The organism is Salinarchaeum chitinilyticum (genome assembly GCF_055390775.1).
Genome location: NZ_AP043888.1, coordinates 1,482,608 through 1,507,877, shown reverse-complemented (window position 1 = coordinate 1,507,877; position 25,270 = coordinate 1,482,608). Strand labels below are relative to the sequence as shown.

Here is a 25,270-nt window from a genome sequence, read left to right as displayed (position 1 = left end):
GCTCACCGGTTCGGCAATCCCCGCCCGAAACCGATCCTCACGCAGTCGGGTCGAACCCTTCGGCGTCCCGCGGCGAGAATTCGAGCCGGTCGTCGTCCTGGCTGGCGGGGAGCCCGACCGCGTCGGCGGGATCGTCCTCTCCGAGCCAGCCCGCTTCGGGGTCCCATTCCTCGTCGGTGACGAGCGCGTCCTCCAGGGCTTCGAACAGCGACTCCCGGGGCACGTCCTGCCCGATGAACACCAGCTCGCTCCGGCGGTCGCCGTGGGGCTCCTCCCACGGAATCTCTGGGTTGTTCGACCGGTAGAGGTCGGCCTCGATCTCGGGGAGGCTCGCGATCCAGGGGCCGACTGCATCGACGTCGGCTGTCGGTCCGGCCTGGCTGTAGAGCAGGGCGAGATCGTCCCGGCCGGCGGCCCAGAACAGCCCCTTCGAGCGAACGACGGCCGGCGGCAACTCGGTGAGGACGTCGAGCAGCCGCCCGGGATGGAAGGGGCGACGGCGCCGGAACGCGACGGAGTCGACGCCGTAGACCGCCTCCGGATGTGCGTGGTCGTGCTCGTGGTCTGTTTCGTGCCCGTGACCGTCATCTCCGTGCACGGGGCCATCCCCGGTGTGTTCGATCCCGGTCCGGGCGTCGTCGAGTCCGCCCGCTGTGACGGCGGTCTGCTGCTCGGCGTACAACCCCGTGTCGAGGATCAGATCGAGGTCGACCGCACCGTGGACGGTCCGGTGGATCTCGGCGTCGGCGTTGAGTGCGCCCAGCAGCGCCTCGATCCGGTCGAGGCGGTCGTCGTCGACGAGATCGCACTTGTTCAGGAGGAGGACGTTCGCGGTCTCGACCTGCTCGATCACGAGGTCCGAGAGCGGCCGTTCCGTCGAGCCGGGTGCGGTCTCGCGCTCGATCGCTCCGTCCGCCCAGCCGGCTCCGCCGTCGTCGTCCGCAGCTCCCGTGCTCTGATCGCCGCCGCGCTCGCCCTCGGACTCGCCGGCGGCTGCGCCGCCGAACGTCTCCCAGAACCGCGGCGCGTCGACGACGGTCACGAGCGCGTCGAGATCGTAGATCGCCGCCGCGCGGGAGTCCGTCACGAACAGCCGGCCGACGGGCCCGGGCTCGGAGATGCCGGAGGCCTCGACGACGAGCACGTCGAACGCCCGCTCCTCGGCGAGCCGTGCGACCTCCGTCTCCAGATCGTCCTGGAGCTCACAGCAGATGCAGCCGTTGGAGAGCTCGGCTACCCCGCCGTCGGCGGCGATATCCGATCCGGCCGCGAGCAGGTCCGCGTCGACGTTCACCTCGCCCATGTCGTTGACGAGGACGGCGATCCGCCGGTCGCCGGCGTGGGTCAGCAGGTGGTTCAACACCGTCGTCTTGCCGGCGCCCAGCGGTCCGGAGAGCACCGATACCGGGATGGCGTCCTCTCCATTCATCCTGCCGAGACGCTAGGCCCTCGGCTACTTGAGCGTGTGGTAGCCCGCCCCACGCTTATACACGTCGGCGCCGACAGCGATGCCATGGCTCGGAACCTCACCGGACGCATCGCGACGGGCGGGCTGATCGTCCTCGTCGGCGTACTGCTCCTCCTCGCGACGACCGGCACCGTCCCGACGGACTCGGTCTGGGACTGGGTTCCAGCGATCTTCGTGCTGCTCGGACTCTGGGCGCTGGTCTCCAGCGGATTCCGGAACCTCACCGGCCCGATCATGGTGATCGCGATCGCGGGCACCTACCTCGCGCGGAACCTCGAACTGATCGGCGATCAGGTGATCGGGACGTGGTGGCCGCTGTTCGTCGTGCTCTTCGGCGTCCTGTTGCTGATCGGCCGCCGACGCAGGAGCCACGGCCGTGAAACCGGGGCCGGCGGGGATGGCGAGCTGACCGCGATCGCGCTGTTCGGCGGTGCCGAGCGCCGGATCACGACCGATCACTTCCTCGGCGGCGAGGTCGTCGTCGCCTTCGGCGGTGCCGAGATCGACCTCCGGGACGCCGCGATCGATCACCCGCCGGCGACGCTCGAGACGGTCGTCCTCTTCGGCGGCGCGGAGGTCCGCGTGCCCGAGCACTGGTCCGTCGAACTCGACGTCCTGCCGCTGTTCGGCGGCGCGAGCGACGAGCGGTCGCGGCGCTCGGAGGCGTCCTCTGCCCAGCGCAGCGACGGTACCGATCTGGTCGTGACTGGCGTGGCGCTGTTCGGTGGCGTCGAAGTGACCGACTGAGCGACCGACTGCGAGGAACGCGGCCGCCCGTTTACGCCAGGGCGTCCCGGCGGAGCTCGAAGGCGGCGACGGGCACTTCGAGGTCGTGCTCGACGAGCACCGCGGGGTCGATCTCGCCGATGACGCCGACGACCTCCCCGTCGATCACGACGTCGGCACACCGGCCGTCGAGGAAGCTCGGGTGCTCGGTCGGCGGCGTCTCCAGGCCGACGTCGAACGCGGACGTGAGCGCCTGCAGGCGGCCGCGGGCGTCTTCGTAGGAAGCGTCGTGGCCGGCGACGACGGCGGCGACGGAGCGGGACTCCGCGACGCCAGTCGGCTCGCTCGGATCGACGTCCGCGACGAAGCCGACCTCGGCGAGGTTCTGGGGATACTCGCGGTGGGTGTTGCCCTCCAGCACCTGTAGCAGGGAGGGAAGCGCCCAGGTCCGGAGGATCGTGTAGTCCTCGCTGTAAGGGGTCGCGATGGTGGGCGGGGCCGCGAAGCCGACCGCGTCGTCCGAGACGTCGCGGTCGGCGTGCTCGCCGCTGCGTTCGTCGATTTCGACGGTTCCGCCGGCCTCGAGATCCGTCGGATCCGCCGATTCGGCGACGGGGATCGGCAGCCCCATCCGCTCGAAGGTCTCGGCCTCGTTGGTCATGTGGAAGTTCAGCATGTCCTCGAAGCCGATGCCGACGAGCGCGTCGCGGACCGCCCGCTCGTGCCGGGAGCGCTCGTGGCGCCCGCCGAGCGTCGAGACGTCGGGGTAGCTGGCCTCGAGTTCGTTGAAGCCGAAGGCGCGACCGACGTCGTCGATCAGGTCCTGTGGGTGGAGCACGTCGACGCGGTAGGCCGGGATCCCGACCTCGTAGCCGACCGCGACGTCGCCCTCCTCGCCAGCGTCGCCGCGCTGGAGTTCGATTTGCTGGGCGTCAAGCCCCGACCGCTCCAGCAGATCGATCACCTCCGAGGGATCGAAGTCCAAGCCGATGACGGACTCGACGCGGTCGTGGGCGACGGTCTTCCGGTCGAGCGCGAGGTCGGGCCGCTCGATCGTCGAGCCCGCGTACTCGCCCGACGCGTCCGCTGCGTACTCCACGCGGACCGATTCGATCGTCGCGCCGCGCGCGTCCATCGCGTAGCAGCAGATCGCCAGCATCCGGTCGATCGTCCACTGGTCGGTGCCGGTCATCTCGACGAAGAGGTTTCGGGAATTCGCGGTCACCTCCGTCCGGCGGCCGTTGATCACCGGCGGGAAGGAGAAGAGTCCGAGATCGTCGTAGATCGCGGGCATGCGCTCGTAGTCGGCGACGAGGTCGGCGTACTCGCTGGCCATGTGGTGAGAGGAAAGCGCCTCGCCGGGGGTCATCTCCGCGTCACCCTCCAGTGGAACGAACGTGTCTCCATCGGGCTCGATACCGGTGTACTGGACGGTCTTCGTGGGCTCGGACGCGTCGTCGGTCGCCGCGGCGCCACCCTTGAGCATCGTCAGGTCGTGGACGCCGATGGCGCCCTTCGCGCGGCCCCGTCCCATCGTCGCGTGGAGCTTCTCCTGGAGCTGGATGAGCGAGTCGAGCGCGTCCTGATCGAGGTTGACGTCCCGGAGCACCGCGCCGGTGACGTAGGGGCGCTCCTCGGGCACCTCGCCGTCGACCTCGATGGTCCAGTCGGGATCGGTCGTGTTCGGGACGTGCGCGCCGCGATCGTCGCCGAACTGGTAGCGTAGCGAGCGGGCGATCCCCTCGACGGAGAGGCGATCGAGCCGGTCGGGGGCGAACTCGAGTTCGAGCTCGCCGTCCTCGGTGCGGCCCTCCAGCTCGAGGCCGAGCGCGAACAGGTCCTCGATCAGTTCGTCTTCGGGCTTGTCCTCGTGCCCCGCGAGGGTTAGCAGCTCGTCGGGGTCGATCTCGACGACGGGCATCTAATAGATCACCTCCGCGTTCCGCAGGAACTCCAGATCGGTCAGCGTCCCATGGATGTCACGGATGTCCTCCGCGCCGGTGACGAGCATCGCGAGGCGCTCGCCGGCCAGCCCCCAGGCCATCACGTCGGCCTCGACGCCGAGCGGTTCGAGCATCTCCTCGCGGAAGATCCCGGAGTTGCCGATCTCGATGAGCTCGCCCGTTTCGGGGTGCTCGCCGAACAGCTCGAAGCTCGGCTCCGTGTAGGGGTTGTAGTGGGGTTTGAACTGGACGTCCGTGATCCCGAACTGCGCGTAGAACTCCTCGAAGGTCCCCATGAGGTCGCGCGCGGAGAGCTCCTCGGCCATCACCCAGCCCTCGATCTGGAAGAACTCGAGCAGGTGGGTCGCGTCGAGCGTGTCGTTGCGGTAGCCCTTCTCGACGCTGAAGAAGCGCTGTGGCGGTTCGAGGTCGCCCATCGCCTCGCCGGCGAGGTGCCGTGCGGTGAGCGACGTCGTGTGCCCGCGCAGTGCGAGCGCGCGAGCGAAGTCCTCGTCCCACGGTGAGTGGTAACCGTCGCCGTACTCGCCGACGCCCTCGCGGTGGGCGCGTTCGACGTCCCCGACGAGCTCCTCGGGGAGGGACTCGATCTCCGCGGGCGTCTCCATCGCGAAGCGGTCCCAGTGGGTTCGCGCCGGGTGGTCCTGAGGCATGAACAGCGCGTCGTTGATCCAGAAGTCCGCGTCGACGTGTGGCCCCTGCATCTCTTCGAATCCCATCCCGACGAGCACGTCCTTCACGCGCTCGATGGTCTGCCGGAGGACGTGGGTTCGCCCCGCGGGCGGCGTCTCGGCCTCGGCCTCGACGTTGTACTCCGCGAACTCGACGGACTCCCACTCGCCGCTGGTCAGGAGCTCCGGCGTGACCTGCCCGACCGTCTCGGCCTCCTCGACGCCCTCCATCAGCGCGGTGACGCCGTCGTCGGTGAGCGTGACGGTACGCTCGGTCGCCTCGGAGCGCTCGAGCAGTCCGCGCCGTTCGAGGTCGTCCACGGTGTCGGCCTCGACGTCGAGATCGCGGACGTCGACGACGTCGTCGGCCGTCGCCGCCACAGCCGCCAGGCCCTTTGCCTCCTGATCGGCGTCGGGATCCGCGTCGGGATCGGCGCTCACCGCGCCGTCGTCGATCGAGCCGTAGCCCTTCCGTGCGAAGTTGGCGAGCGCGATGTCGACGGCGTTGCCGTCCAGGCCCGCAGCGCCGATGACCTCCCCGAGCGAGACGGAGTCTTCGGCGGCACCGGCGTCGATCGCGGCGCGGTAGAGCGCCACTTCGGGCAGCCCGTTCTCGAGGTAGGTCTCGCCCTCCTCGGTCGGCGCGACGCGTTCGCGCTCGACGCTCTCGACGGCGACGAGCCCGGCCTCCTCGAGGGCGAACGCGGCGCCCGTCACCGTCTCGAACGCGAGGTCGGTCTCGGCGGCGAGTGATTCGATCGACTGTGCTTCGTTCGCGCTCGCGGCGTTCAGTACCGCGACCTGTGCTGCTGGGAGTTCCATTGGTTGTGGTTCGTGGCTGCTGAGATCGCTCGGAAGCTGTGCCGGCACGCGCCGCGCGGGTCCTGCGTGCCCGTCGCGGCCGGAATCGGTCCCGGTCGGTTTCGTCCGGGCAGGCCGAGGAGGCCGTCCCGGAGTCCGCCGGCCGTCAGGCCGGCCCGAAAAAGACGAACCCCGTGGCCGCAGTCGCTGGGCGTACTGAACGCCGGTCCGTGGGGTTCGACGGCATACTCGTGGCCTCGAAACGCCGACGCAAAAGCGTTACGCGTCGGCTCCACACCGGCACCGGTGGCGGCGCTCGACGAGCCGTCACTCGCCCCGCCAGGCCTCGGGGACGGATTCGGGCAGTTCGCCCTCCTCCAGTTCCTCTGCGGCCGCGAGCGCGTCGGCGACGTCGCCGTCGTCGAGCGCGTCGAGATCCTCCGCGGAGAGCGTAGCGGGATCGTCGCTCTCGCTGGCCTCGATCGCTCGCTCGAGCTCACCGAGGACTGCTGGCGTCGTGGTGGACTCGCCGACCCGGGCCGTTCCGGACCGCTCGATTTCGTCGGCGGAGCGCCGTTCCGGCCGGTCGAGGCCGCCCTCGAACAGTCGGATCACCGCGCGATCGCTCCCGGCGTCCCGCTCGGGGGATCCGTCGCTGGCGACCAGCTCGTCGACCGAATCCGCGCCGTGTGCGTCGAAGACGGCGCCTGGATCGGCCTCGACGTTGCGGGCCGCGTCGGGGAGTCCGCGCTGCATGCCCACGCGTTCGTCGGGAGGGTGGTTAATATTTTTGGTCGTCAGACGTTGTTTTCTACATGATCGAAGAGGAATTTGCAAGCCTGCCGTCAGACGGATGGCTGACGTGGCGCTCTGGATTGGATCGTTCGGCTCGACGATCCCTCGAAAGATCGGCGGGTTGTGGGCTGAAACGACCCGATTCGACCGCTCAGGCGCGCTTGCGCGGGCTGTCCAGTTCGATCTCCAGCTCGTCGAGCTTCTCCTCCCACTCCGCGCGCTTCTCCTGGTGGTCCTCGAGGAACGACTCCATCAGCTCGGCTGCCTGTTCCTTGCAGCCCCCACAGAGGCGCTCGCCGCCGACGCACTCCTCGTAGACCTCGGTGGCGAGTTCGTCGTCGTCACCGGCCAGCAGGTACGCGTAGAGCTCGTAGACGGGACACTCGTCGGCTTCGCCACCGAGCTCCCGTTGCTCCTCGGCGGTCTCGCGGCCGCCAGTCGTCGCGGACTTGACCTTGTCGTAGCCCTCCTCGGGGTCGTCGAGCAGGCTGATGTGCGATGCGGGGACGGACGAGGACATCTTCCCGCCCGTCAACCCGGTCATGAACCGGTGGTAGATCGAGGAGGGAAGCTGGAACCCGTAGCCGCCGTGGTCGAGTTCGACCTCGCGGGAGACGTCCTCGGCCTCGGCGCGAGTGAGTTCGAAGGCGTCGACGTGCTCGTCGTACACGCGCTTCTCGCCCTCGATTTCCTCGATCAGCGCGTCGAACGCCTCGTCGGTGGCGTTGCGATCGAGGATCCGGACGCGCGGGCGGAGCGGCTCCTTGCCGGCGTTGTCCAGTTTCTCGACGGTGGACTCGAGGACCGCGGCCTCGCCGGTGCTGCCTGCGTCGTCTGCGCTCCCGTAGGCCAGCGCCGCGGCGTCGAGATCGCCCGCCGCGTTGGCGGCTTCGAGCCACGCCGCGGCCTCACCGCAGCGCGGTCGCTCGGGCTCCTCGGCGTAGGACTCCCGGGCCGCCCACGCGCGATCGAGCAGCTCCCGCTCTGCCGGGTCTGCCTCGAAGCTCGCGTAGGCCTCCGTGACGCCGAAGTACCGGACTCGCGCGGCGAGATCTCTGGCCAGGCGCATGTGGGGGTCCTGGTCGGGCCCGACCGGGATCACGGTCGGCTTCGGGCCGTCCACGAGCTGCGGGTACAGGATGTCCGCCATCTGGGTGACGACGGACTGCATGTGTGAGACGTCCGTGCCGCCGTGGAAGTCGTAGATCGCCTGGAGCTCCGAGAAGTTCGCCTCCGCGCCGAGTTCGAAGGCGAGATCCTGGACCTCGCGGTTCTCGGACTGGCGATAGAGGGTGCCCGCCTCGGGGTCGAACCCGAGCGCCAGGAGCGACAGGACGTAGTCCGTCGCGTGCTGGTCGATCTCGTCCCAGGGAATCTCCCGGGCGCTGTGGGCCTCGAGGTCGGCGATGAGGCCGTAGGCGTCGCCGCCCTGCTGCTGATGCCAGACGATCTCGTCGAAGACGAGCTTGTGGCCGATGTGGGGCTCGCCGGTGGGCATGAACCCCGAGAGCGCGGCGAATGGCTCGTCGTTCCGCATGGCGTCGGCGACGGCGTCGTAGTCGCGGTGGCCGAAGATGACGCCACGGCGCATCAGGTAGTGGGGATGCGGGACGGAGTCGAGGATCTCGTCGAACTCTTCGATGCCGAACTGGTCGAACAGCTTCCGGTAGTCCGAGACCGTCGCCGAGCCCCACGGATCGAGCGTGGTCTCGTCGGCGCCTTCGGCGGTCCCACCGTCGGAGCGAAGCTCCGACGAGGATCGCCTCGCCTCGCTCGGCTCACCACCGTCAGTGAGGATCGTCGGCGAGTCCGGCCCGCCCTCGGCGTCGGCTGTCCCCCGCCACCACGCCGGAGCGGTGGCGTCGCTCCGGTCGTCGCGCTGTGCGTCCGTCGAGTCGGGGGACCCGCGGTGCATATCCAAGTGGTGGCGGTGGATCGGCTAAAAGGGGTTCGCTTCCTCGCGCCGCGTTCACACGGTCTCGATCGCTGTTGGCCGACTTCGGCAGGCGCGGCGACCATCCGAGCGCCCGATCGTCGGCGGTGCGCTGCCGCCAGTCAGTGCGTCAGCACGGTGAGGATCATCCGAAGGAGCGGCGGCGTCAGCGCCAGCGTGAGCAGGAGGACGACCCCGCCGATCAGCGCCGCGGCGCGCCGGGAGAGCCCCCGAACCGTCCGGAGCCCCTCCATCCACACCCAGGCGCTCCAGACGACGGTGAGCGCGCCGAACACCTCGACGGCGACCCAGGGACTTCGGGCGGTCTCGACCGGCGCGACGACCCTGGCGGGAAACGTGATCCCGATCCCGGTGTCGAACCCCGCGATCGGGTACGCGAGGTAGAGCAGTGCGACCACCGCGAGGTTTCCGAGCGTCTGTGGCAGGAGTCCCACGCCCACGAGCGCCGCCGTCTCGCGGACGGATCCGGCGTCCGCGACCGGCCAGGTGAGGCCGTGGAAGAGGAGCCCGTAGATCGCCAGCGCCAGAAGGGGCGTCCCGACGGCGAGACCGACGATCACGGCGAAGTAGCCTGGAACCGCGATCGAGCTCTCGCCGGCCGCGTAGACGAGCGTGGGGACGCCACCCGGCACGCCGGCGTCGGTGGCGGTCCGCTCGATCAGCACGAAGACCAGCGGGATCGGCGCGAGCACGGAGAGGCCGGTCAGTCCCAGGACTGCGGCGGTCACTCGGCGGGACGGACCGTCCCCGGCGAAGAAGCTCGCGGGATCGAACAGCGCCTGGCGGAGCCCCGTTCGCATTGGGAGGCGATTCCCGCCGCCAGTATTTATCACTGGCTGGAAGCCGCTCGGACCCGCTGGGGTCCCTACAGTGCGCCGACGAGCCACCGGATCGCCATCTGGACCCCGATGGTCGTCAGTAGCGTCCACCCGAGCGGGAGCGCGACGACGGCCACCGCCTGCCGGGTCGATAGGTCACGGACGGCGGCCAGCCCCTTCGTCCAGACGTAGCCGGTCCAGAGGAGCGAGGCCGAGACGAAGAAATCGAGCAGGAGCCACGGCGAGTCCAGGGAGAGCGGCGCGACGACCACCCGCGCGGGGAAATTGATCCCGGTCACGACGGGGCGCGGTCCGAAGACGCCGAAGGCGGCGTAGCACACCGCGAGCGCGATCGCGCCCGCGGCCGTCAGCGGCAGGAGTCCCCAGACGGTGACGACGGCGGTCTCGCGGTACGATCCCTCGGAGGCGATCGGCCAGGACAGCGCGTGAAAGAAGCCGGCGTAGATGGCGACGGCGAGCGGCGGTACCACCAGCCCGACGACCAGCAGCGCGCCGTAGAGTCCCGGGACGCCGACGGAGGCGTCGCGGGCGGCGTAGACGAACTGCGGGTAGGAGCCGATGACGTCCCAGTCCACCGCGTCCGAACGGAAGGCCGCGACCTTCAGCGGCGCCGGGAGCAAGCAGACGACGATCGTGGCCGCGAGCAGCGCGGCGGTACGCCTCGGGGTGGCCTCTCCCTCGGCGAGAAACGCCGCGGGCTCGAACAGCGCACGGCGTAGCGGCTCCCACATCGTTGTCGTCAGTTTTCGAGGGCCCTACCTATCGTTTTCTGCTCGCGGCTGGCCCGCTGCGGGGCTGGGATCGTCTGCTGGCCGATGGCTCCCGCTCAGTGTTCCAGCTCCTCGACGCCGTCTTCTCGCCCGACGAGCACACGGTCCGCGAGCCCCACGAAGATGCCGTGTTCGAGGACGCCTGGGATCTCTGCGAGGTCGGTGGTCAGTTCGGACGGGGAGTCGATCTCACCGAACTCGGCGTCCAGAATGAGGTTCCCGTTGTCGGTGACGACGGGGCCGCTCTTGGCGCTCGCTTCGCGGAGCGTCGGTTCGGCGCCCAGTTCGCGTAGCCGCTCGGCGACGACGGTCCGCGCGGCGGGCAGAACCTCGACCGGCACCGCGGTGTCGAGCGTCGGGGAGAGCTTCGAGGGATCGACGACGACCACGAACTCCTCCGCTGCCGCGTCGACGAGCTTCTCGCGGGCGTGAGCCCCGCCGCCGCCCTTGATCATCGGCGGGGCGGTGGCAGGGGTGTCGGCGTCCGGTGCGATCTGGTCCGCGCCGTCGATCGCGAGGTCGACGCGTTCGACCTGGTCGAGATCGACGACCGGGATCCCCGCGTCGAGCGCGACCTCGCGGGACTGGTGCGACGTGGGTATTCCCCGGAGGTCGAGGCCGGCGTCGACCCGCTCGCCGATTGCGCGGATCGCGGCAGCGGCCGTCGAGCCCGAGCCCAACCCGACGACGTCGCCGTCGTCGACGAGGTCGGCGGCGCGCTCGCCGGCGCGACGCTTCAGCGTAGCTGCGTCCATGTGGCGGGGATGAACGGCGGCCTACATAGACGTTGGCTCCTGGGGGCTGGTTCTGGTGTAGAACGTGGGGATGCCGAATTGAACGACGCCTCCGAAAGCCCCAGGCCGCTCCAGTCGCGCGGCTCGCTGCGCTCCTCGCCCTTCGGGCTGCGGTGCTTGGGTCGCCGGGCTTCCCGGAGCGACCTGCCCCTTTCGATGCCCCGCCCACTGCACCTCGATCCTCCCCAACCTCTTGCGCTGCTCACTCAGTCGCTGACGCTCCCTCACTGCGCTGCTCATCCCTCGCGCGCTGGCTCGTTTGGCTGCTCGGCCGCAAAGGCCTCGCAGCCGCACGAGCGCGCGCCAACGTGGTTCACCCGGGTTTCGTGATTGATGAAAATCCAACCCGGGTATGAGCGGGAGGGGGATTCCGTGGGCGGCTGAAGAAGAAACAGCTCCGTTCTAGTCCCTCATTCCTCCTGCGCGTCCACCACAGCAACTCCGGCCAGGTTCACGATGTCTTTGACCTCGTCGCCGCGCTGGAGCACGTGGACGGGCTGGTCCATGCCGACGAGCATCGGCCCGACGGCCTCCGCCCCGCCGAGCCGCTGCAGCAGCTTGTAGCCGATGTTCCCCGCTTCGAGATTGGGGAAGACGAGCACGTTCGCGGGCTCGTCCAGTTCGGAGAACTCGTAGGTGCCCTCCAGGAGCTCCTCCACCACGGCCGTGTCCGCCTGCATCTCGCCGTCGACGGGGAAGTCGACGCTTGGATCCTCGCGGAGCTGCTTCGCGGCCCGGCGTGGCTTGACCGTGCCCTCCGTATCGACGGAGCCGAAGTTCGAGTAGGAGAGGAGCGCCGCGCGGGGCTCGACGTTGAACCGCCGTGCGAGCTCCGCGGTGTGGCGAGTGATCTCCTCGAGGACGGCCTCGTCGGGATCCTGATTGACGGTGGCGTCGGCGACGAACACGACCTTGTTCCGGAAAGTCAGCAGGTAGACCCCGGCGGCGTAGTCTGCGTCGGGCGCCGTGCCGATGATCTGCAGCGGCGGGCGGAGCGCCGATGGGTAGTGATGCGTGAGGCCGGTGAGCATCGCGTCGGCGTCGCCGGCGTCGACCATCACCGAAGCGAAGTAGTTCGAGTCCTCGATCAGCTCCTCGGCCTCGCTGCGGGTGACGCCCTTGCGTCGGCGTGCCTCGTAGAGCTTCTCGGCGTACGCCGCCTTCCGCTCGCCAGCCGCCTCGCTCTCGGGATCGACGACCTCCGGATCGTAGCGGAGGCCGAGTTCCCGGCAGGTGGCGTCGATGCGCTCCTCGTCGCCGATGAGGACGGGCTCGGCGATCCCCTGTTCCTCGAGCTGTGCGGCGGCACGGATGATCTTGTCGTCGCCGCCCTCCGCGAGCGCGACCCGTTTGGGATCGCTCTTGGCCTTGTTGAGCACGACGCGCATCATCTCGCGGGACTTGCCCAGCCGGGCTTCGAGGCGCTCTTCGTAGGCCTCGGCGTCGATCGACTCCGCGCGGGCCGCGCCGGACTCGATGGCCGCCTCCGCGACGGCAGGCGCGACTTCGAAGAGCACCCGCGGATCCAGCGGCTTCGGGATGATGTAGTCAGGCCCGAACTGGAGTGGCTGGTCGCCGTAGGCCTTCCGCACGGCGTCGGGGACGTCGGTTCTGGCGAGCTCCGCGAGCGCCTCCGCCGCCGCGACCTTCATCGGCTCGTTGATGTCCGTCGCCCGGACGTCGAGCGCGCCGCGGAAGATGAAGGGGAAGCCCAGGACGTTGTTGACCTGGTTCGGGTAGTCCGAGCGGCCGGTCGCGACGACGACCGTGTCGTCGCGGGCCGCCTTCGCTTCCTCGTAGCCGATCTCGGGGTCGGGGTTCGCCATCGCGAAGACGATCGGATCCCGCGCCATCGACTGGACCATCGCCTCGTCGACGATCCCGCCGACCGACAGGCCGACGAACGCGTCCGCGTCCGCCATCGCGTCGGCGAGGTCGCCGCCCTCCCCTTCCGTCGCGAACTCGGCCTTGTACTCGTTGCCGTCGCCGGCCGCGATGCGCTCCTCGGTGATGATCCCCGAGGAGTCACACATCGTGATCCGGTCGGGATCGACCCCCAGCGAGACGAAGAAGCGGGCAGTCGCGATTGCGCTCGCGCCCGCGCCGGAGAAGACGACGTCGAGCTCGGCCAGCTCCTTGTCGACGACCTGCGCGGCGTTGACCAGCGCCGCACCGGAGATGATCGCCGTCCCGTGCTGGTCGTCGTGGAACACCGGGACGTCCATCCGATCGCGGAGGGTCTCCTCGAGTTCGAAACAGGCCGGCGCGGCGATGTCCTCGAGGTTGATCCCCCCGAACGTCGGCTCCATCGCCGCGATCGCCTCGATCATCGCCTCGGGATCGTCGAGGTCCAGTTCCAGGTCGAACACGTCGATGTCGGCGAAGCGCTTGAACAGAACGCCCTTGCCCTCCATGACGGGCTTGGACGCCGCCGCGCCGATGTCGCCCAGCCCCAGGACGGCGGAGCCGTTCGAGACGACGCCGACCATGTTGCCCTTCGCGGTGTAGGTGTAGGCCTCTTCGACGTCGTCGTCGATCGCGCGGCAGGGCCCCGCGACGCCGGGCGAGTACGCGAGACTCAGATCGCGCTGTGTGTTGGTCGGCTTCGTCGTCGCGATCTCGACCTTGCCCGGCGGGTCGCTGCGGTGGTACTCCAACGAGTCGTCTTCGAGGGTCATGCCGGTAGGTCGTGGGCGGGTGTGAAAAATCCCCGACCGCACCTCGATTCGCGAGTAAATTCTCGACGAACGGAGGAACTGTCGGTTCGGGGTACTCCGAAAGCCCCAGAGCGCTCGGTACACCGTCGATCGAAGATCGACGGACCCTCGCTCGCTCCACTCGCGAGGACACCGTCGGAGCAAGCTACCTGCCGTCGGTGAGAAATCACGCCGTCACCGTCCCCGCCCGACGATCGAGGAAAAGACCTATTCCCGGCACACCCCTGCCTGCGAGCATGAGCGAGGACGCCCTCCAGATCGACGCCGACGGCGAGCCCGAACTCGACTTCGGGGAGTCGGGTCGGATCCCCGCGATCGCACAGGACGCCGACTCCGGCGACGTCCTGATGCTCGCTTACGTCACGCCGGAGGCCCTGGATCGGACCTGCGAGACCGGCCGGGCGCACTACTACTCGCGCAGCCGCGACGAGCTCTGGGAGAAGGGCGCCACCAGCGGCCACGTCCAGGAAATCGAGGAGGTCCGCGTGGACTGCGACGGCGACGCGCTCCTCTACCTCGTCGACCAGTCCGGGGGTGCCTGCCACACCGGCTACGAGTCCTGTTTCCACCGCACCGTCGACGGCGAGGTCGTCGGTGAGCAGGTGTTCGACCCTGACGAGGCCTACGAGTGACCACGCTCCAGCTACCCACGCCATGAGCGGACGCGATCACGCCGGCGACGCCGGCACGGCGGGTGCGGTCGAGCGCACGGGAAGTAGCGACGACGCCGTCGCAGAGCTCGAAGCGGCCGCCGAGGACTACCGCGCCGCCCAGGCCGCGATCGAGGAGGTGGGCCGCGAGACGCTGGAGACGCTCGACGAGCGCTACCGGACCGCCCGGAACCTCCTCGTCGAGTACCAGGACAAGGCGACCGACACCGGTGCACAGGAGTTCCTCAACTTCGCGCAGTTCGAGCAGCGCTTCTCCAGCCACGTCGAGGGGCTGGACGACGACCTCCCGCGCCGCGAGGCGTTCGAGGCGGCCATGGAGGCCGTCGACAAGACCCGGCTCAGCGAGGACGACTTCGATCGCGCACTCGACGCGCTCGATCCCGCGGCCGCGCTCGTCGAGCGGCTCGACGAGGAGGAGGCCGCCCGCGACCGGCTCGTTTCAGCACTCACGGCGGCCAGAAAGGCCAGACAGGACCACGAGGACGCGATCGACCGCTGCGAGCGGCTGCTCGAACTCGGCGAGGCGGACCTCGATGCGCCAATCGAGGAGCTCCGCGACCCGATCGAAACGTGGAACGACGCCGTTCGCGACGCGATCGACGATCTCCGGACCGACGCGTCGGCCCGGGAGCTGTTCGCCGTCCTCGAACGCGCAAATCGCTACCCGCTCGTCGACCTCGACGCACCGCCGGAGCCCCTCGCGGAGTACGTCGAACGCGAGCCGCCGGGCGACGAGTCCGTCGCCAGACTGCTCGAGTACGCCGACTTCTCGCGCTCGAAGCTCGAGCACTACGTCGACGATCCCGGCGCGTTCCGCAGCGCGATCGCGACCGAGCGCACCTACCTCGAACGGCTCGACGCGGACGGACTGACGATCGACTGGCCGCCGCCACCGGCCGCCGAAATTCCGTGGCTCGTCCGGGAGCTCCGCGGCGTCGCGGCCGGCCTCGTCGACGACGAGGCGATGGCTGCGCTGCGCGAGGTCGCGGCGCTCGCCCGCGAGGAGGACCGCTACGCCCGGCTCCGCGACGCCGCCGTCGCCAGGGACCAGCTCGACGACGACGCCCGCGAACGCCTCGCATCCGGTTCGGTCGAGGCCGAGCTGGCCGACCATCGCGAAGCCGTCGCACGGATCGACGACGCGATCGCGGCCGCGCCGGATCCCTGAATCTCGCCGAAGCCATCCGGCGACCTGCCGCCGGACCACAACGCATTTTCGCGGTCGCCCCTCCACTCCGACCATGGCGACGACGCCCTGCGACGGCTGCACTCGGCGGGTCTCCGTCGCTGGCGGCATCGCGAACCTCTGGAGCTTCGAGAAGGACACCACCGACGGGCTCACGCTCGAATTCGAGGACGGCAGCGAGCATTTCCTCTGTTTCGAGTGCATGGACGACCTTCCCGAGGAGCCGACGGCGGCCGACGTCGCCGCGCTCCCCGACAAACCACAGGACGAGCCGATCGACCGGGGCGACGCGGTGCCCGACGACCGTGGTGGGATGCAGTACGTCGGCATCGGAATCGCCATCGGGGCCGGCGTCGGCGTCGCGGTCGGCGTGGCGATCGGCGACCTCGAGTACGGGCTGACGACCGGCGCGGCGCTGGGCATCATCGTCGCGCTGGCGATCGAACGATACCGGGACTGAGCCGTCGGTTCTGGCGGCGATTCGACGCGAAACGAAGGGGTCCAGGTAGCGACGCGAAGACGACTCTCTCAGAACTGCTGCTGGACGATCTCGAGGGTTTCCTCGCGATCGTCCCAGTCGACGAAGATCGCGACGGAGGTCGCGGAGGTGATCAGGTCGCGGATGTTGATGTGGGCCTCGCCGAGCGGGTTGACGATGTCCGTCAGGACGCCGGGCTGGTTCGGGAGCTGTCCGCCGGTCACCCGGATGACGGCGACGTCGTTGGAGACGGTCACGCTCGAGAGGGGTTCCTGGGAGACGACCTCGTCGTGGAGCACCGCCTCGGCCGCTTCTGCCTGGGACTGGTCGACGTAGTACGTGATCGAGTCCATCCCGGAGGCGACCGCGTCGACGTTGATGCCGTTCTCGCCGAGTGCGGTCGAGAGCCGCTGGAGGATCCCGGGGCTGTTCCGGATCGCCCGCCCCGCAACGGTCATGCAGGAAAGCGCTTCCTCGCGCATGTCGACGAGGTTCCGGAACTCGCCCTCGATGCGGGTGCCACCGCGCAGGAGGTCGCCGTGCTGGTAGTGGGTCACGCGGACGTCCATCCGGTCGTCCTTGTAGGCCAGCGCGGAGGGCGCGACGACCTCCGCACCGCGGAAGGAGAGGTTCCGCAGCTCGTCGACGGTGATCTCGCCGACGTTCCGCGCGCCCTCGACGACCGTCGGGTCGCCGGTCATGACGCCCTCGACGTCGGTGACGATGACGACCTCGTCGGCGTCCATGTACTTGCCGAGCATGACGGCGGTCGTGTCCGAGCCGCCCCGGCCCAGCGTCGTGACGTCGCCGTCGTGAGTCTCCGCGAGGAAGCCAGTGATCACGGGGACGACGCCGTCCATGACGGCAGCGAGCGCCTGGGCGGCCTCGCGGGTCTTCTCGACGTCGAGCTCGCCGTGGACGTCGGTGATGACCGGCCAGAGCTCCGAGCCCGGCTCGAGGAACATCGCGTCGACCCCGCGGGATGCCAGCGCGGCCTTGAGCATCCGGACGGAGGTTCGCTCGCCCATGCTGACGATCTGTGCGCGGTCGGCCTGGTCGGTCTCGAAGGTGATGTCGTCGAGGAGGTCGTCGGTCGTGCTTCCCATCGCGCTCGCGACGACGGCCACCTCGTGGCCCTCCTCGACGGCGGCGGCGACCGTGTCCGCGGCTCGCTCGATCCGGTCGCCCGTGCCGAGACTGGTTCCGCCGAACTTCGCGACTAGGCGCATGCTACCACCGGAACCGTGCGTACCGTGCTCATGGGCTCTCGTATCCCGGGGGTCGGGATAACGCTGTCCATCCCGCGTCTCGACGGCGGCCGTCTCCACCGCTCGCGAGCCCGGTCATTCGTCGTCATCGGGTTTTCCACTCTCCTCCTCGTCGGACGCCGTCGGTCGTCCGGGCCCATCGCGTGGCGGTCCTCGCGGGTCGTCCGTACCGCTCGCGTCCGTCCCGTTCGCGTCCGTGCTGTCCGTGGCGGTCGCTTCCCGATCGGCACTCGCGTCGTCGGAATCCGTCGTCCCGGAGTCCGCTCCATCCTGGGCGTCGTCGCCCGCCTCGGCTCCTCGCTTCTTCTCGATCTCGGCCTGCGGATCGAAGGGGACGAGCCCCCGGCCGGCCGTGAACTCGTAGGCGATCCAGCGCTGGTAGCTCAGGACGCCGTCGAGTTTCCGCACGCGGAGCCGTTTGACGAGCCCGTCGTCGACGATCTCGCCGTCGAGCTTGCAGTCGACGAGCCCGTCGGCGACGTACGCCAGATCGTGGGGGAAGGCGTCGGCGTCGCCGCCGTAGGTCGCGCCGGCGAAGACTGGGACGAACCGCGCCTTGCAGACGTCCGCGCGGAGGTCCTTGACGAAGTCGTAGGCCTGGACGGGCTGGACGAGCGTGCCGAACTCCGTCAGCGAGTCGATCACGACGATGCCACACTCGACCATCCGCTCGGGGCCGGCGTCCCCGCCAGCGCTGGCGTCGCTCCGAACGGGCATATCGTCGCCGTCGAGGGCGCTCTCGAGCTTGTTGGTCACCTCCTCGGAGTCCGTGGGGTCCCGGACGCGCTCGGTCGCGGGCGCGACGGCTTCCGCGAGGTGCGCGTTCCACGAGCTCCCGTCCCCGTGGCGATCGCCTTTGTCGGCCATCCGGTAGCTGAAACAGTCCACGACCCGGAGCTGACCGGATTCGAGGTACGGCAACACGTTCCAGTCCAGCGTGACGAACCGCTCGACGACGGCGGCTGGCGGCTCCTGGAATGTCACCAGCACGGCGGGTTCCTCGCGCTGGAGCGCCCGCCAGACCAGCTCGGCCTGGAGCGCGCCGACGCGGGTGCCGGCCTGTGCCGAGCAAAGCAAGAACGCGTTCCGCGGACAGCCCTGTGGCAGCACCGCGTCGATCGCGGCGACGCCAGGATCGAACCGCCGGTGGCCGTGATAGCGGGTGAACACCCGGTCGGCGTCGAGCATCGACTCGCGGCAGTGCTCCGAGCAGAACACGTAGCGCTCCCCATCGATCTCGGCCTCGACCGTCCCCGACGATCGCGGGAGGCTGCAGAAGTCGCAGTACGCCGGCGTTGACTCGTCGCTCATGCCATTGTGCAACGCGGGGACGCACCAAAAACTGTGTGGCGTGCCATCGCACGACGCATCGCTGGGCCCGCTTCCCGCTCGACAGCCAGGTCGGGTCACTCCAGCTCTCTGTGGTGTGTCAAAGCAGCACAGACTTTTAGCCGCCTGACTCATTAGACTCGCGTAATGCAGGTTCGCGACGCCGTCGAGGACGACGCGACGGCGATGGCGGCCATCGCCGACGCACCGCAGGACGTCATGCGGAATCTGGTCCACGACCGGACGGTTCGCGTCGCCGAGCCCGACATCGTCGACGCGGATCCCAACGCCGACGCCGCGGGGACCGATCCCCAGCTGCTCGGGTTCGTGAGCTTCGACGCCAAACAGGACGCCGTCCACGTCACGCAGCTCGACGGCACCGCCGACGCCTGCGAGCGCCTGCTTTCGGAGCCCGTCCGCTTCGCCGAGCGCGAGCGGATGGCCGTCGAGTTGCTCGTCCCCGAGGCAGACGACGGCGTCGCGGCCGCGGCCAGGAGCCAGGGGTTCGACGACGTGGGCCCGGGGCCACGCTTTGAGGGCATCCAGACGACGCGCTACCGGCTGGATCCCTAGGCTGCCTGCTGCTGGCAGCTGAGCTTTCCCCCGCCGCTGTCGTCGGTACCATCCGTCCGCCGCTGCCAGCTCGCCCGACTCAATCTCCCAGCAGCGAGTGTAGCGACCGCGAGCGCACGCCGCACTCGCTGGCGTACTCGCAGGGCTCGCACTTGGCCTCGTTCTCGACGCGACTCGGCGGCCCTTCGAGCTCCGCAGCCGCTCGCAACGCGTCACGGTAAGCGGCCTTCCGCCGGGTCGTCAGCTCGATCTCCCGTATCGCGCCGTGGGCGGGGTACTCGACGACGGCGGACTCGACCGGTCGCTGACGCTCCCAGGCCAGCGACTTCGCCGCCGCGACCGCCTGCACGGAGTGGGGCTCCCAGACGCCGGCATCCGGGGGCTCACCCGGCGAGACGATCGCCGGCCGTGGCGGATCGCCGAGGATCTTGTGGGCGATCCCGTGGCAGTCCCGTCCCGCGAGGTAGACGTTCCGTGCAACGGGATCCACCACGTCTTCCCAGCAATCCAGGCGGTCGCGAGCACGCTCGAGTGCGCGCCGGTAGCGCGGCGGCGGTTCGTCGATCGGTAGCGTCGCGAGCGTCGCGTCGTCGGCAGCCAGGAGGTCGGGATAGCAGGTGGAAAGCTCGCGACGTTCGGCGACGCTCTCCGGCGGCTGGCGATCTGGCTCGCGCCGACGGTAGTACAGCTTGCGGGGACAGTAGGCGGCGACGCGGAGGTCGCTGAAGGCCACGGGCATGGGCCGGTTTCGCCGCGGAATCTGTCATAAAGGTGTGGCCGGCGCGGCGGTTGTGGTGTTGCCGCTGCTCGGCCGTACGGTGGTCTTGCAGTGGCTGTGTCGTAGACGTACGCGACCGAAGCGAGCGTTTCACCGTGCCGAACGAGCGTCGCGAGTGAGGTGCGGCCTTTTTTGGTCCAGATTTTTTCGAGGAGGGTTCCCGCAGGCCGCTCTACGAGCGGCCGAGGAAACCCGACGAGAAAAAAGGTGGGCTAAAAGGAAACGTCCGTCTCCATCCCCTCGGTCGCGTCGTCGAGGCCGTCCTGACGGGCCTCCTGCGTGAGGGGCCCGGCGAGGTCGGCGTCGCCGAGGATGGAGTCGAACTCGTCGCGGTAGCGGTCGTTCGCGCGGCGCGATTCGTCCTGGGCCGTCACGACCCGGCGATAGCGGCGGATCGTCGACTCGCTGACGTCGAACTCGTCGGCGAGGTCGCTGGTGGCGACGGTCTCCTCGCCAGCGATCCGGCGTCGGAACGACTCGACGTCGAAGGGTGCATCGAGGTCGCGATCCCGGAACAGGTGGAGGTCCAGCCGGGCGCGGAACACGGTGCGGCGCTCGACGTCGAGTTCGCGGGCGAGGTCGGCGTCGCTCGCGCCGTCGTAGAAGGACAGCGCGAGCTCGCACAGCTGCCCGTCGGAGAGATCGGTCTCGAACTCGTAGCGGTCGCGCATCTCGGCGACGAGATCGGCGAGGCGGTCGCGCGCCTGCTCGTCGTCGGTGAGGGAACCCTTGGTGGCGGCCTGGGACTCGGTGACGGTGTCGGAGTCCGTGACGTCCATGAAGATGTCACGGAGCTCCTCCGTTTTCTCGTCCATGGGGGTAGGCAGGTATCTGCGCCCGGCCACCTATATGTCTTCTGCAGCGGTAGCCGGTCCGCTGGGGATCGACGTTCACGAATGGGGATTTCTGCACGAGTTCGGCCCCGGAGAAACCGACATTGCACAGACGTCGCCCGGCGAGCAGCCGGCCCCGTCGATCCGGCCGCGTGGTTCAGTCGTCGTCGCCCTGGTCGGTGGCGTCGCTCCCGGCAGCGTCGTCGCCGTCGAGATCGAGCGCCTCGACCAGGAGCTCCGCGACGTCGACGACCTCGAGGTCGTCCTCGAAGTCGCCGGTCTTGCGGCCGTCCTCGAACATCGTCGTACAGAGCGGGCACGCGACGACGAACTTCTCGATCGCGTCGCCAGCGGCGGTGTCCTCCGTGGCCTCCCGCAGGCGCTCCTCGCTGGGTTTCGTTTCCTCCTCGAACTCCGTCCAGACGCCCCCACCGCCGCCGCCACAGCAGAAGGAATCCGAGCGATTCCGTGGCATCTCGTGAAGGTCGCAGCCGGCGGCGGTCAGCAGCTCCCGCGGGGGCTCGTAGACGCCGTTGTACCGCCCGAGGTGGCAGGGGTCGTGGAACGTGACGGTGTAGTCGAGCTCGTCGCCAGTCAGGCCGAGGTCGCCCCGCGCCTGGAGGTCCGCGAGCACTTGCGTCCAGTGTTTCACGTCGATCTCGCCGTCGGCGTTCCACTGGCCGTCGAACTCGAAGGGCATCACGGGGTCGTCGGCGAACTCGCCGAAGTCGACCTCCGGATACTCGTTCTTCATCGTGTTGAACGAGTGGGGATCGGTGCAGACGATCGTCTCGAACTCACACTCCTGGAACGTCTCGACGTGGTGGCCGGCGAGTTCGAGGAAGAGGAACTCCTCGCCGATCCGCCGGACGTCGTTGCCGTCCATCTTCTCGTCGTCGTAGAGGATACCCCACTCGACGCCGGCGGCATCGAACAGCTTCGCGAGCGAGCGGGCGATCTCCTTGTTACGGTCGTCGTAGCTCGGGAAGTCGCCGACGTACCAGAGGTACTCGACGGACTCCTCGCGGGCGTCCGTGGGCTCGACGTCGAGTGGGTCGGCCCAATCCCCGCGCTTGCTCTGGGACTCCCCGAAGCTGTTGCCCTTCTGCATGACGTCCTGGAAGACGTCCTGGACGTTCGGATCGACGGCGCCCTCGTCGACGAGCTGGCGGTTCATCCGCGTGAAGGAGGTGAGGTGCTCGATCTCGACGGGGCAGGCGTCCATGCAGGCCATGCAGGCCATGCAGGACTCCATCGCGTCGGCGTCGATCACGGCGTCGTCGGGGTCGGGCTCGACGGGCTCGCGGTTCGTGCCGGCCGTGGTCGGGCCGTCCGGGATCCCGGGAGCGGCGTCGCCGGTATCCGTTTCTCCGCTGGCGTCCGCGGCGACCGTGCCGCCGTCGGTCCGGAGCCCGCTCGCGTCGCCGACGATCGGGCGTTCGGGACCGCCCTCCTCGAGGGATTCGCGGTAAGCTTTCAGATCGAGGATCACGTTCCGCGGGTCGAGTGGGCGGCCCGAGGCGTTCGCCGGACAGACGGAGGAACAGCGCCCGCAGTTGGTGCAGGCATCCTGATCGAGCTGTTCCTTCCAGGTGAAGTGGTCGACGTCGGTGGCGTTCTCGTGGTCGAGATCGGCGGGGATCCCGGGCAGGCGACGTCCGGCGTCGTCGTCCTGGGCGACGACGTTCGCGAAGGAGGAGAGCATGTGGAACGCCTTGAAATAGGGAATCAGGGCGACGAAAGCGAGCGCGTGGATGGCGTGCAGCCACCAGATCGCGGGGTAGATCGCGGCAGCGTCGCTCGCGCTCATCCCCGCCGACTCGAAGGCCAGCGCGAGGCCGTAGCCGACGAAGCTCACGACCTCGAATTCGGGGATCCCGCGGCCGAGGATCCCCAGGCCCTCCAGCAGAAAGCCGCCGACGCCGAGGACGAACAGCGTCCAGATGAACGCGTCGTCAGCCAGGGAGACGCGGGGACCCCACAGACGCTCGCTTCGGACCCAGTAGCGCCGGTACATCGCCATCGCGACCCCGACGACGAACAGCAGGCCCATCGCGTCCATCACGACCTCGTAGGCCCGGTAGAAGTCGCCGACCCAGAACGAGGTGTCGAAGACGGTCCGCGCGATGTCCATGTCGATCGCGAGGATCGTCGTGCCGACGAACAACGTCAGGAACCCCCAGACGAGGAAGGCGTGCATCACGCCGGCGTAGGGATCGCGATCGAACAGCGGTGCGTTCGAGCCGACGGACTTCGCCGCCCGGAGGACCCGTCGCGGGAGTTCCGAGAGCCGATCCTGGGGGTCCGAGCGCCCGCGGCCGAAGCGCGCGACCCGCAGGTAGAGCCCCCGGAGAAAGATCGCGATCGACACCACCGCGAGCAGGTAGAACAGGATCTTGCCGACGGAGCTGATCTCGAAGAACGTCGGTCGCGTCACCTCGTCGCCGGACTGCAGGGGGATCGGTACTGCCCGCATCGCGTGAACGCTCGCTCCCGTCACTCCCCCAACCGCGTGCCCGACTGTCATGATTCCACACGCGGACCGGCGTGGCTTAAAAGTTCGCACCGAACTGCCAGAACCCCGCCACCATCCTGCGATAATTTACAATTTGTTTCGAGTTTTCGGGCGGCGCTGCCACCCCTCGGCCCCGTCGCGCTGGGGCGCTGTCGTCGCGTCACTCCTCGGTCTCGTGCGGGCGGGAGAGCCCGGCGAGGTGGCCGACCTCCGGCTCGATGATCTCCGCAGTGCCGAGCCGAGCACCGGCTTCGCTCCCGGGGAGACAGAACACCGGGACGCCGTCCGCGATCCCTGCCATTGCCCGGGTGGCGATCGCCCGCGTGCCGATCTCCTCTCGGGAGAGCGCGCGGAAGGTCTCGCCGAAGCCCGGCAGCGGCTTCTCGAAGAGCTGCCGGACGGCCTCCGGCGTCACGTCGTCCGGCGAGACGCCGGTGCCGCCGGTCGTGACCACCGCCTCCACGTCGCCGCGACTGACCAGCGAGTCCACGGCGGACTGCACGCCGTCGTAATCGTCGTTGACGAGCTCGCGGGTCGCGATCTCGTGACCCGCACCTTCGAGCACCTCGACGATCGCGTCCCCGGCGGCGTCCTCGTCGATCGTCCGGGTGCTCGAGACCGTGAGGATCGCCGCCGAGACCGTCTCGAGGTCGTCGGCGTGGTGATCGTGGGCGTGATCGTTCGACGGACCCTCGTCGACCCGACCGTCGGGAGCGCCGGACTCGTCGGCGTCGGGCGCCGCCTCCGCGTCTGCGTCCCCGGCCGCCTCGGCGTTCGCTGGTGCCGCTGCTCCGGGGTCCGTGGCCCCGTCGCTCTGGCCGTCGCTCTCCGCTCCGCTCTCGGAATCGCTCTCCGCTTCGCCCTCGTCGTCACCGAGCGAGCGTCGCGTGTCCCGCGACTGAAAGTCGACCATACACCGGGTTCCGCGGCCGTCGGGGTAAATGTCCGGACCGTCCGTGCCGGTGGCGACGGGTCGACGTTCTCGCCGTCACGTGAGTGATATGAATGCGAGCGGGAGCGAGCCTCGCCGTCGCGCTCAGGCCAGTCCCAGCGCGGAGAGCACGCCGAAGAGCAGGTCGCCGTAGCCGAGCGCGAGCAGGAGTCCGACACAGACGGGGACGATGAAGGGAATCCCCGGCGAGTACCAGACGGCATCGCGCTCGGCGACGACCTCGAGGCCGCCGCGGAGCGTCGCGGCGTCGGTGCCGTAGGCGTCGTTGCCGACGTCGTCGAGGAACGCCTGGGCGCCCCAGGGATCGTCGAAATCGGTCTCCGGCGGGGCCTCCGACTCGGCAGCGTCGCTGGCCCCAGTGCCGCCGTCGGGGAGCAGCGACTCCTCGGAGCGCACCGCCCCGTCGGTCGCCGGGTTGGGCTCCGCGGGGAGCGTCGCCGGATCGCGAAGCTCGTCGGCGTCGTCGCGAAGCTCCGCGATTCCGATACCGCGCCAGCGCAGGTACATCCGGAGTGCGTCGAGGTCGAGCCCGTTCCGGGTCCCTCCGTCCGGATCCTCCAGCAGGCGGCCGTGCGCCTCCGGGAGCGCCCGCCAGGATCGCTTCCGTCCGACGACCATCCAGCGCGAGTGGTTCCCCTGGAGGAGATTGAGGGCCCCGAGCGCGAGCGGGTAGCTCAACCCGACGAGCACCGCGTTCGTGAGGATCGTGAACGCGAACGCGCCGGCGGTCGTGTCGACGAGCGGGTAGACGGTGCCGCCGACGTGGTACTCGGGGAACGCCGGAAAGAGGATCGCGAGCGTCGCCAGCGCTTTGAAATCCGCGCCGCCGAACCCGCCGATCAGCCAGAAACCGTAGACCAGCGGGATCACGACGCCGATGCTCAGCGCCGTCCCGAGCAGGAACAGCCTGTAGGTGTTGCCACCCACGGCGCTGTAGTGGTGGAAATCGAGCGCGAGGAGGGCGGCCCCCAGCACCGCCAGCGGCGGCCAGAGGCGGTTGGGCACCCGCCGGACCTGGATGTCCGTCCACGCGGCCCAGACGAACGCCGGCACCGCGAGCAGGCGCAGCAGGTCCGTCGGTCGGGCGAGCACCGGCCCGACCTCGATCATCGACTCGTGGAACACGGCCGAAACGGTGGGTGGAAACCGTTTCAACGTTCCGGCTGTGGCGACGGCGATCAGGAGCCTCCG

Annotated in this window: 20 protein-coding genes and 1 pseudogene; 5 read left to right on the top strand and 16 right to left on the bottom strand. The window is 69.4% G+C overall.

All coding sequences use genetic code 11. The features are described 5' to 3' along the window. Nucleotides 1–37: 37 nt before the first annotated feature. Entirely contained in the window at nucleotides 38–1,429 is a 1,392-nt protein-coding gene (locus ACZ5KP_RS07355) for a CobW family GTP-binding protein (protein WP_460923011.1), read from the bottom strand. 84 nt (nucleotides 1,430–1,513) lie between these two features. Here ACZ5KP_RS07355 and ACZ5KP_RS07350 point away from each other — a divergent pair, with 84 nt between their 5' ends. Then, on the top strand, nucleotides 1,514–2,215 hold the full coding sequence (locus ACZ5KP_RS07350; protein WP_460923013.1) for a LiaF transmembrane domain-containing protein: 702 nt from the start codon (nucleotides 1,514–1,516) through the stop codon (nucleotides 2,213–2,215). 31 nt (nucleotides 2,216–2,246) lie between these two features. Here the strand turns inward: ACZ5KP_RS07350 and pheT are convergent, their stop codons facing one another. From pheT to ACZ5KP_RS07310, 8 genes are all read right to left on the bottom strand, one after another. Then, nucleotides 2,247–4,115 (bottom strand): phenylalanine--tRNA ligase subunit beta, encoded by a 1,869-nt coding sequence (gene pheT, locus ACZ5KP_RS07345; RefSeq protein WP_460923015.1) that lies wholly within the window; start codon nucleotides 4,113–4,115, stop codon nucleotides 2,247–2,249. Then, nucleotides 4,116–5,648, bottom strand: a complete 1,533-nt coding sequence (gene pheS, locus ACZ5KP_RS07340) for a phenylalanine--tRNA ligase subunit alpha (protein WP_460923017.1) — start codon at nucleotides 5,646–5,648, stop codon at nucleotides 4,116–4,118. It abuts the gene before it with no gap. Between the two features lie 306 nt (nucleotides 5,649–5,954). Further along, the gene (locus ACZ5KP_RS07335) at nucleotides 5,955–6,383 is read right to left on the bottom strand and encodes a hypothetical protein (protein WP_460923019.1); all 429 of its coding nucleotides are present in this window, start codon (nucleotides 6,381–6,383) and stop codon (nucleotides 5,955–5,957) included. Nucleotides 6,384–6,573: 190 nt separating this feature from the next. Next, nucleotides 6,574–8,337, bottom strand: a complete 1,764-nt coding sequence (locus ACZ5KP_RS07330) for a tryptophan--tRNA ligase (RefSeq protein ID WP_460923021.1) — start codon at nucleotides 8,335–8,337, stop codon at nucleotides 6,574–6,576. 140 nt (nucleotides 8,338–8,477) lie between these two features. Next, a complete protein-coding gene (locus ACZ5KP_RS07325; protein WP_460923023.1) occupies nucleotides 8,478–9,176 on the bottom strand; it encodes a YIP1 family protein in 699 nt (232 codons plus the stop codon). 65 nt (nucleotides 9,177–9,241) lie between these two features. Next, entirely contained in the window at nucleotides 9,242–9,946 is a 705-nt protein-coding gene (locus ACZ5KP_RS07320) for a YIP1 family protein (RefSeq protein ID WP_460923025.1), read from the bottom strand. 95 nt (nucleotides 9,947–10,041) lie between these two features. Next, on the bottom strand, nucleotides 10,042–10,740 hold the full coding sequence (gene rpiA, locus ACZ5KP_RS07315; protein ID WP_460923027.1) for a ribose-5-phosphate isomerase RpiA: 699 nt from the start codon (nucleotides 10,738–10,740) through the stop codon (nucleotides 10,042–10,044). Nucleotides 10,741–11,189: 449 nt separating this feature from the next. Further along, entirely contained in the window at nucleotides 11,190–13,457 is a 2,268-nt protein-coding gene (locus tag ACZ5KP_RS07310; RefSeq protein ID WP_460923029.1) for an NADP-dependent malic enzyme, read from the bottom strand. 275 nt (nucleotides 13,458–13,732) lie between these two features. Here ACZ5KP_RS07310 and hisI point away from each other — a divergent pair, with 275 nt between their 5' ends. From hisI to ACZ5KP_RS07295, 3 genes and pseudogenes are all read left to right on the top strand, one after another. After that, the gene (hisI, locus tag ACZ5KP_RS07305) at nucleotides 13,733–14,128 is read left to right on the top strand and encodes a phosphoribosyl-AMP cyclohydrolase (protein ID WP_460923031.1); all 396 of its coding nucleotides are present in this window, start codon (nucleotides 13,733–13,735) and stop codon (nucleotides 14,126–14,128) included. A gap of 22 nt (nucleotides 14,129–14,150) precedes the next feature. Further along, nucleotides 14,151–15,335, top strand: a complete 1,185-nt coding sequence (locus tag ACZ5KP_RS07300) for a DUF7118 family protein (RefSeq protein ID WP_460923033.1) — start codon at nucleotides 14,151–14,153, stop codon at nucleotides 15,333–15,335. Nucleotides 15,336–15,408: 73 nt separating this feature from the next. Further along, nucleotides 15,409–15,603: pseudogene (locus ACZ5KP_RS07295) on the top strand (DUF7561 family protein); the annotation flags it as partial. A 278-nt stretch (nucleotides 15,604–15,881) separates the two neighbouring features. Here ACZ5KP_RS07295 and ACZ5KP_RS07290 read toward each other — a convergent pair. Together ACZ5KP_RS07290 and ACZ5KP_RS07285 are read right to left on the bottom strand one after the other, a co-directional pair. Then, a complete protein-coding gene (locus ACZ5KP_RS07290) occupies nucleotides 15,882–17,060 on the bottom strand; it encodes an aspartate kinase (RefSeq protein WP_460923035.1) in 1,179 nt (392 codons plus the stop codon). A gap of 114 nt (nucleotides 17,061–17,174) precedes the next feature. After that, nucleotides 17,175–18,410 carry an ATPase domain-containing protein gene (locus ACZ5KP_RS07285; RefSeq protein ID WP_460923037.1) on the bottom strand — a complete coding sequence of 412 codons (1,236 nt, stop codon included), beginning with the start codon at nucleotides 18,408–18,410 and terminating at the stop codon, nucleotides 17,175–17,177. A gap of 165 nt (nucleotides 18,411–18,575) precedes the next feature. Here ACZ5KP_RS07285 and ACZ5KP_RS07280 point away from each other — a divergent pair, with 165 nt between their 5' ends. Next, nucleotides 18,576–19,001 (top strand): hypothetical protein, encoded by a 426-nt coding sequence (locus tag ACZ5KP_RS07280; RefSeq protein ID WP_460923039.1) that lies wholly within the window; start codon nucleotides 18,576–18,578, stop codon nucleotides 18,999–19,001. Between the two features lie 79 nt (nucleotides 19,002–19,080). Here the strand turns inward: ACZ5KP_RS07280 and ACZ5KP_RS07275 are convergent, their stop codons facing one another. The 5 genes from ACZ5KP_RS07275 to ACZ5KP_RS07255 all read right to left on the bottom strand — a co-directional run bounded on the left by ACZ5KP_RS07275 (nucleotide 19,081) and on the right by ACZ5KP_RS07255 (nucleotide 25,204). After that, nucleotides 19,081–19,740 carry a CRISPR-associated protein Cas4 gene (locus ACZ5KP_RS07275; protein WP_460923041.1) on the bottom strand — a complete coding sequence of 220 codons (660 nt, stop codon included), beginning with the start codon at nucleotides 19,738–19,740 and terminating at the stop codon, nucleotides 19,081–19,083. A gap of 251 nt (nucleotides 19,741–19,991) precedes the next feature. Continuing rightward, a complete protein-coding gene (locus tag ACZ5KP_RS07270; RefSeq protein WP_460923043.1) occupies nucleotides 19,992–20,594 on the bottom strand; it encodes a conditioned medium-induced protein 4 in 603 nt (200 codons plus the stop codon). A 175-nt stretch (nucleotides 20,595–20,769) separates the two neighbouring features. After that, the gene (locus ACZ5KP_RS07265) at nucleotides 20,770–23,088 is read right to left on the bottom strand and encodes a heterodisulfide reductase-related iron-sulfur binding cluster (protein ID WP_460923438.1); all 2,319 of its coding nucleotides are present in this window, start codon (nucleotides 23,086–23,088) and stop codon (nucleotides 20,770–20,772) included. 199 nt (nucleotides 23,089–23,287) lie between these two features. After that, complete coding sequence (locus tag ACZ5KP_RS07260) at nucleotides 23,288–24,040, bottom strand: MogA/MoaB family molybdenum cofactor biosynthesis protein (protein WP_460923045.1); 753 nt, start codon at nucleotides 24,038–24,040, stop codon at nucleotides 23,288–23,290. Between the two features lie 123 nt (nucleotides 24,041–24,163). Then, nucleotides 24,164–25,204, bottom strand: a complete 1,041-nt coding sequence (locus tag ACZ5KP_RS07255; protein WP_460923047.1) for an A24 family peptidase — start codon at nucleotides 25,202–25,204, stop codon at nucleotides 24,164–24,166. Nucleotides 25,205–25,270 lie beyond the last annotated feature (66 nt).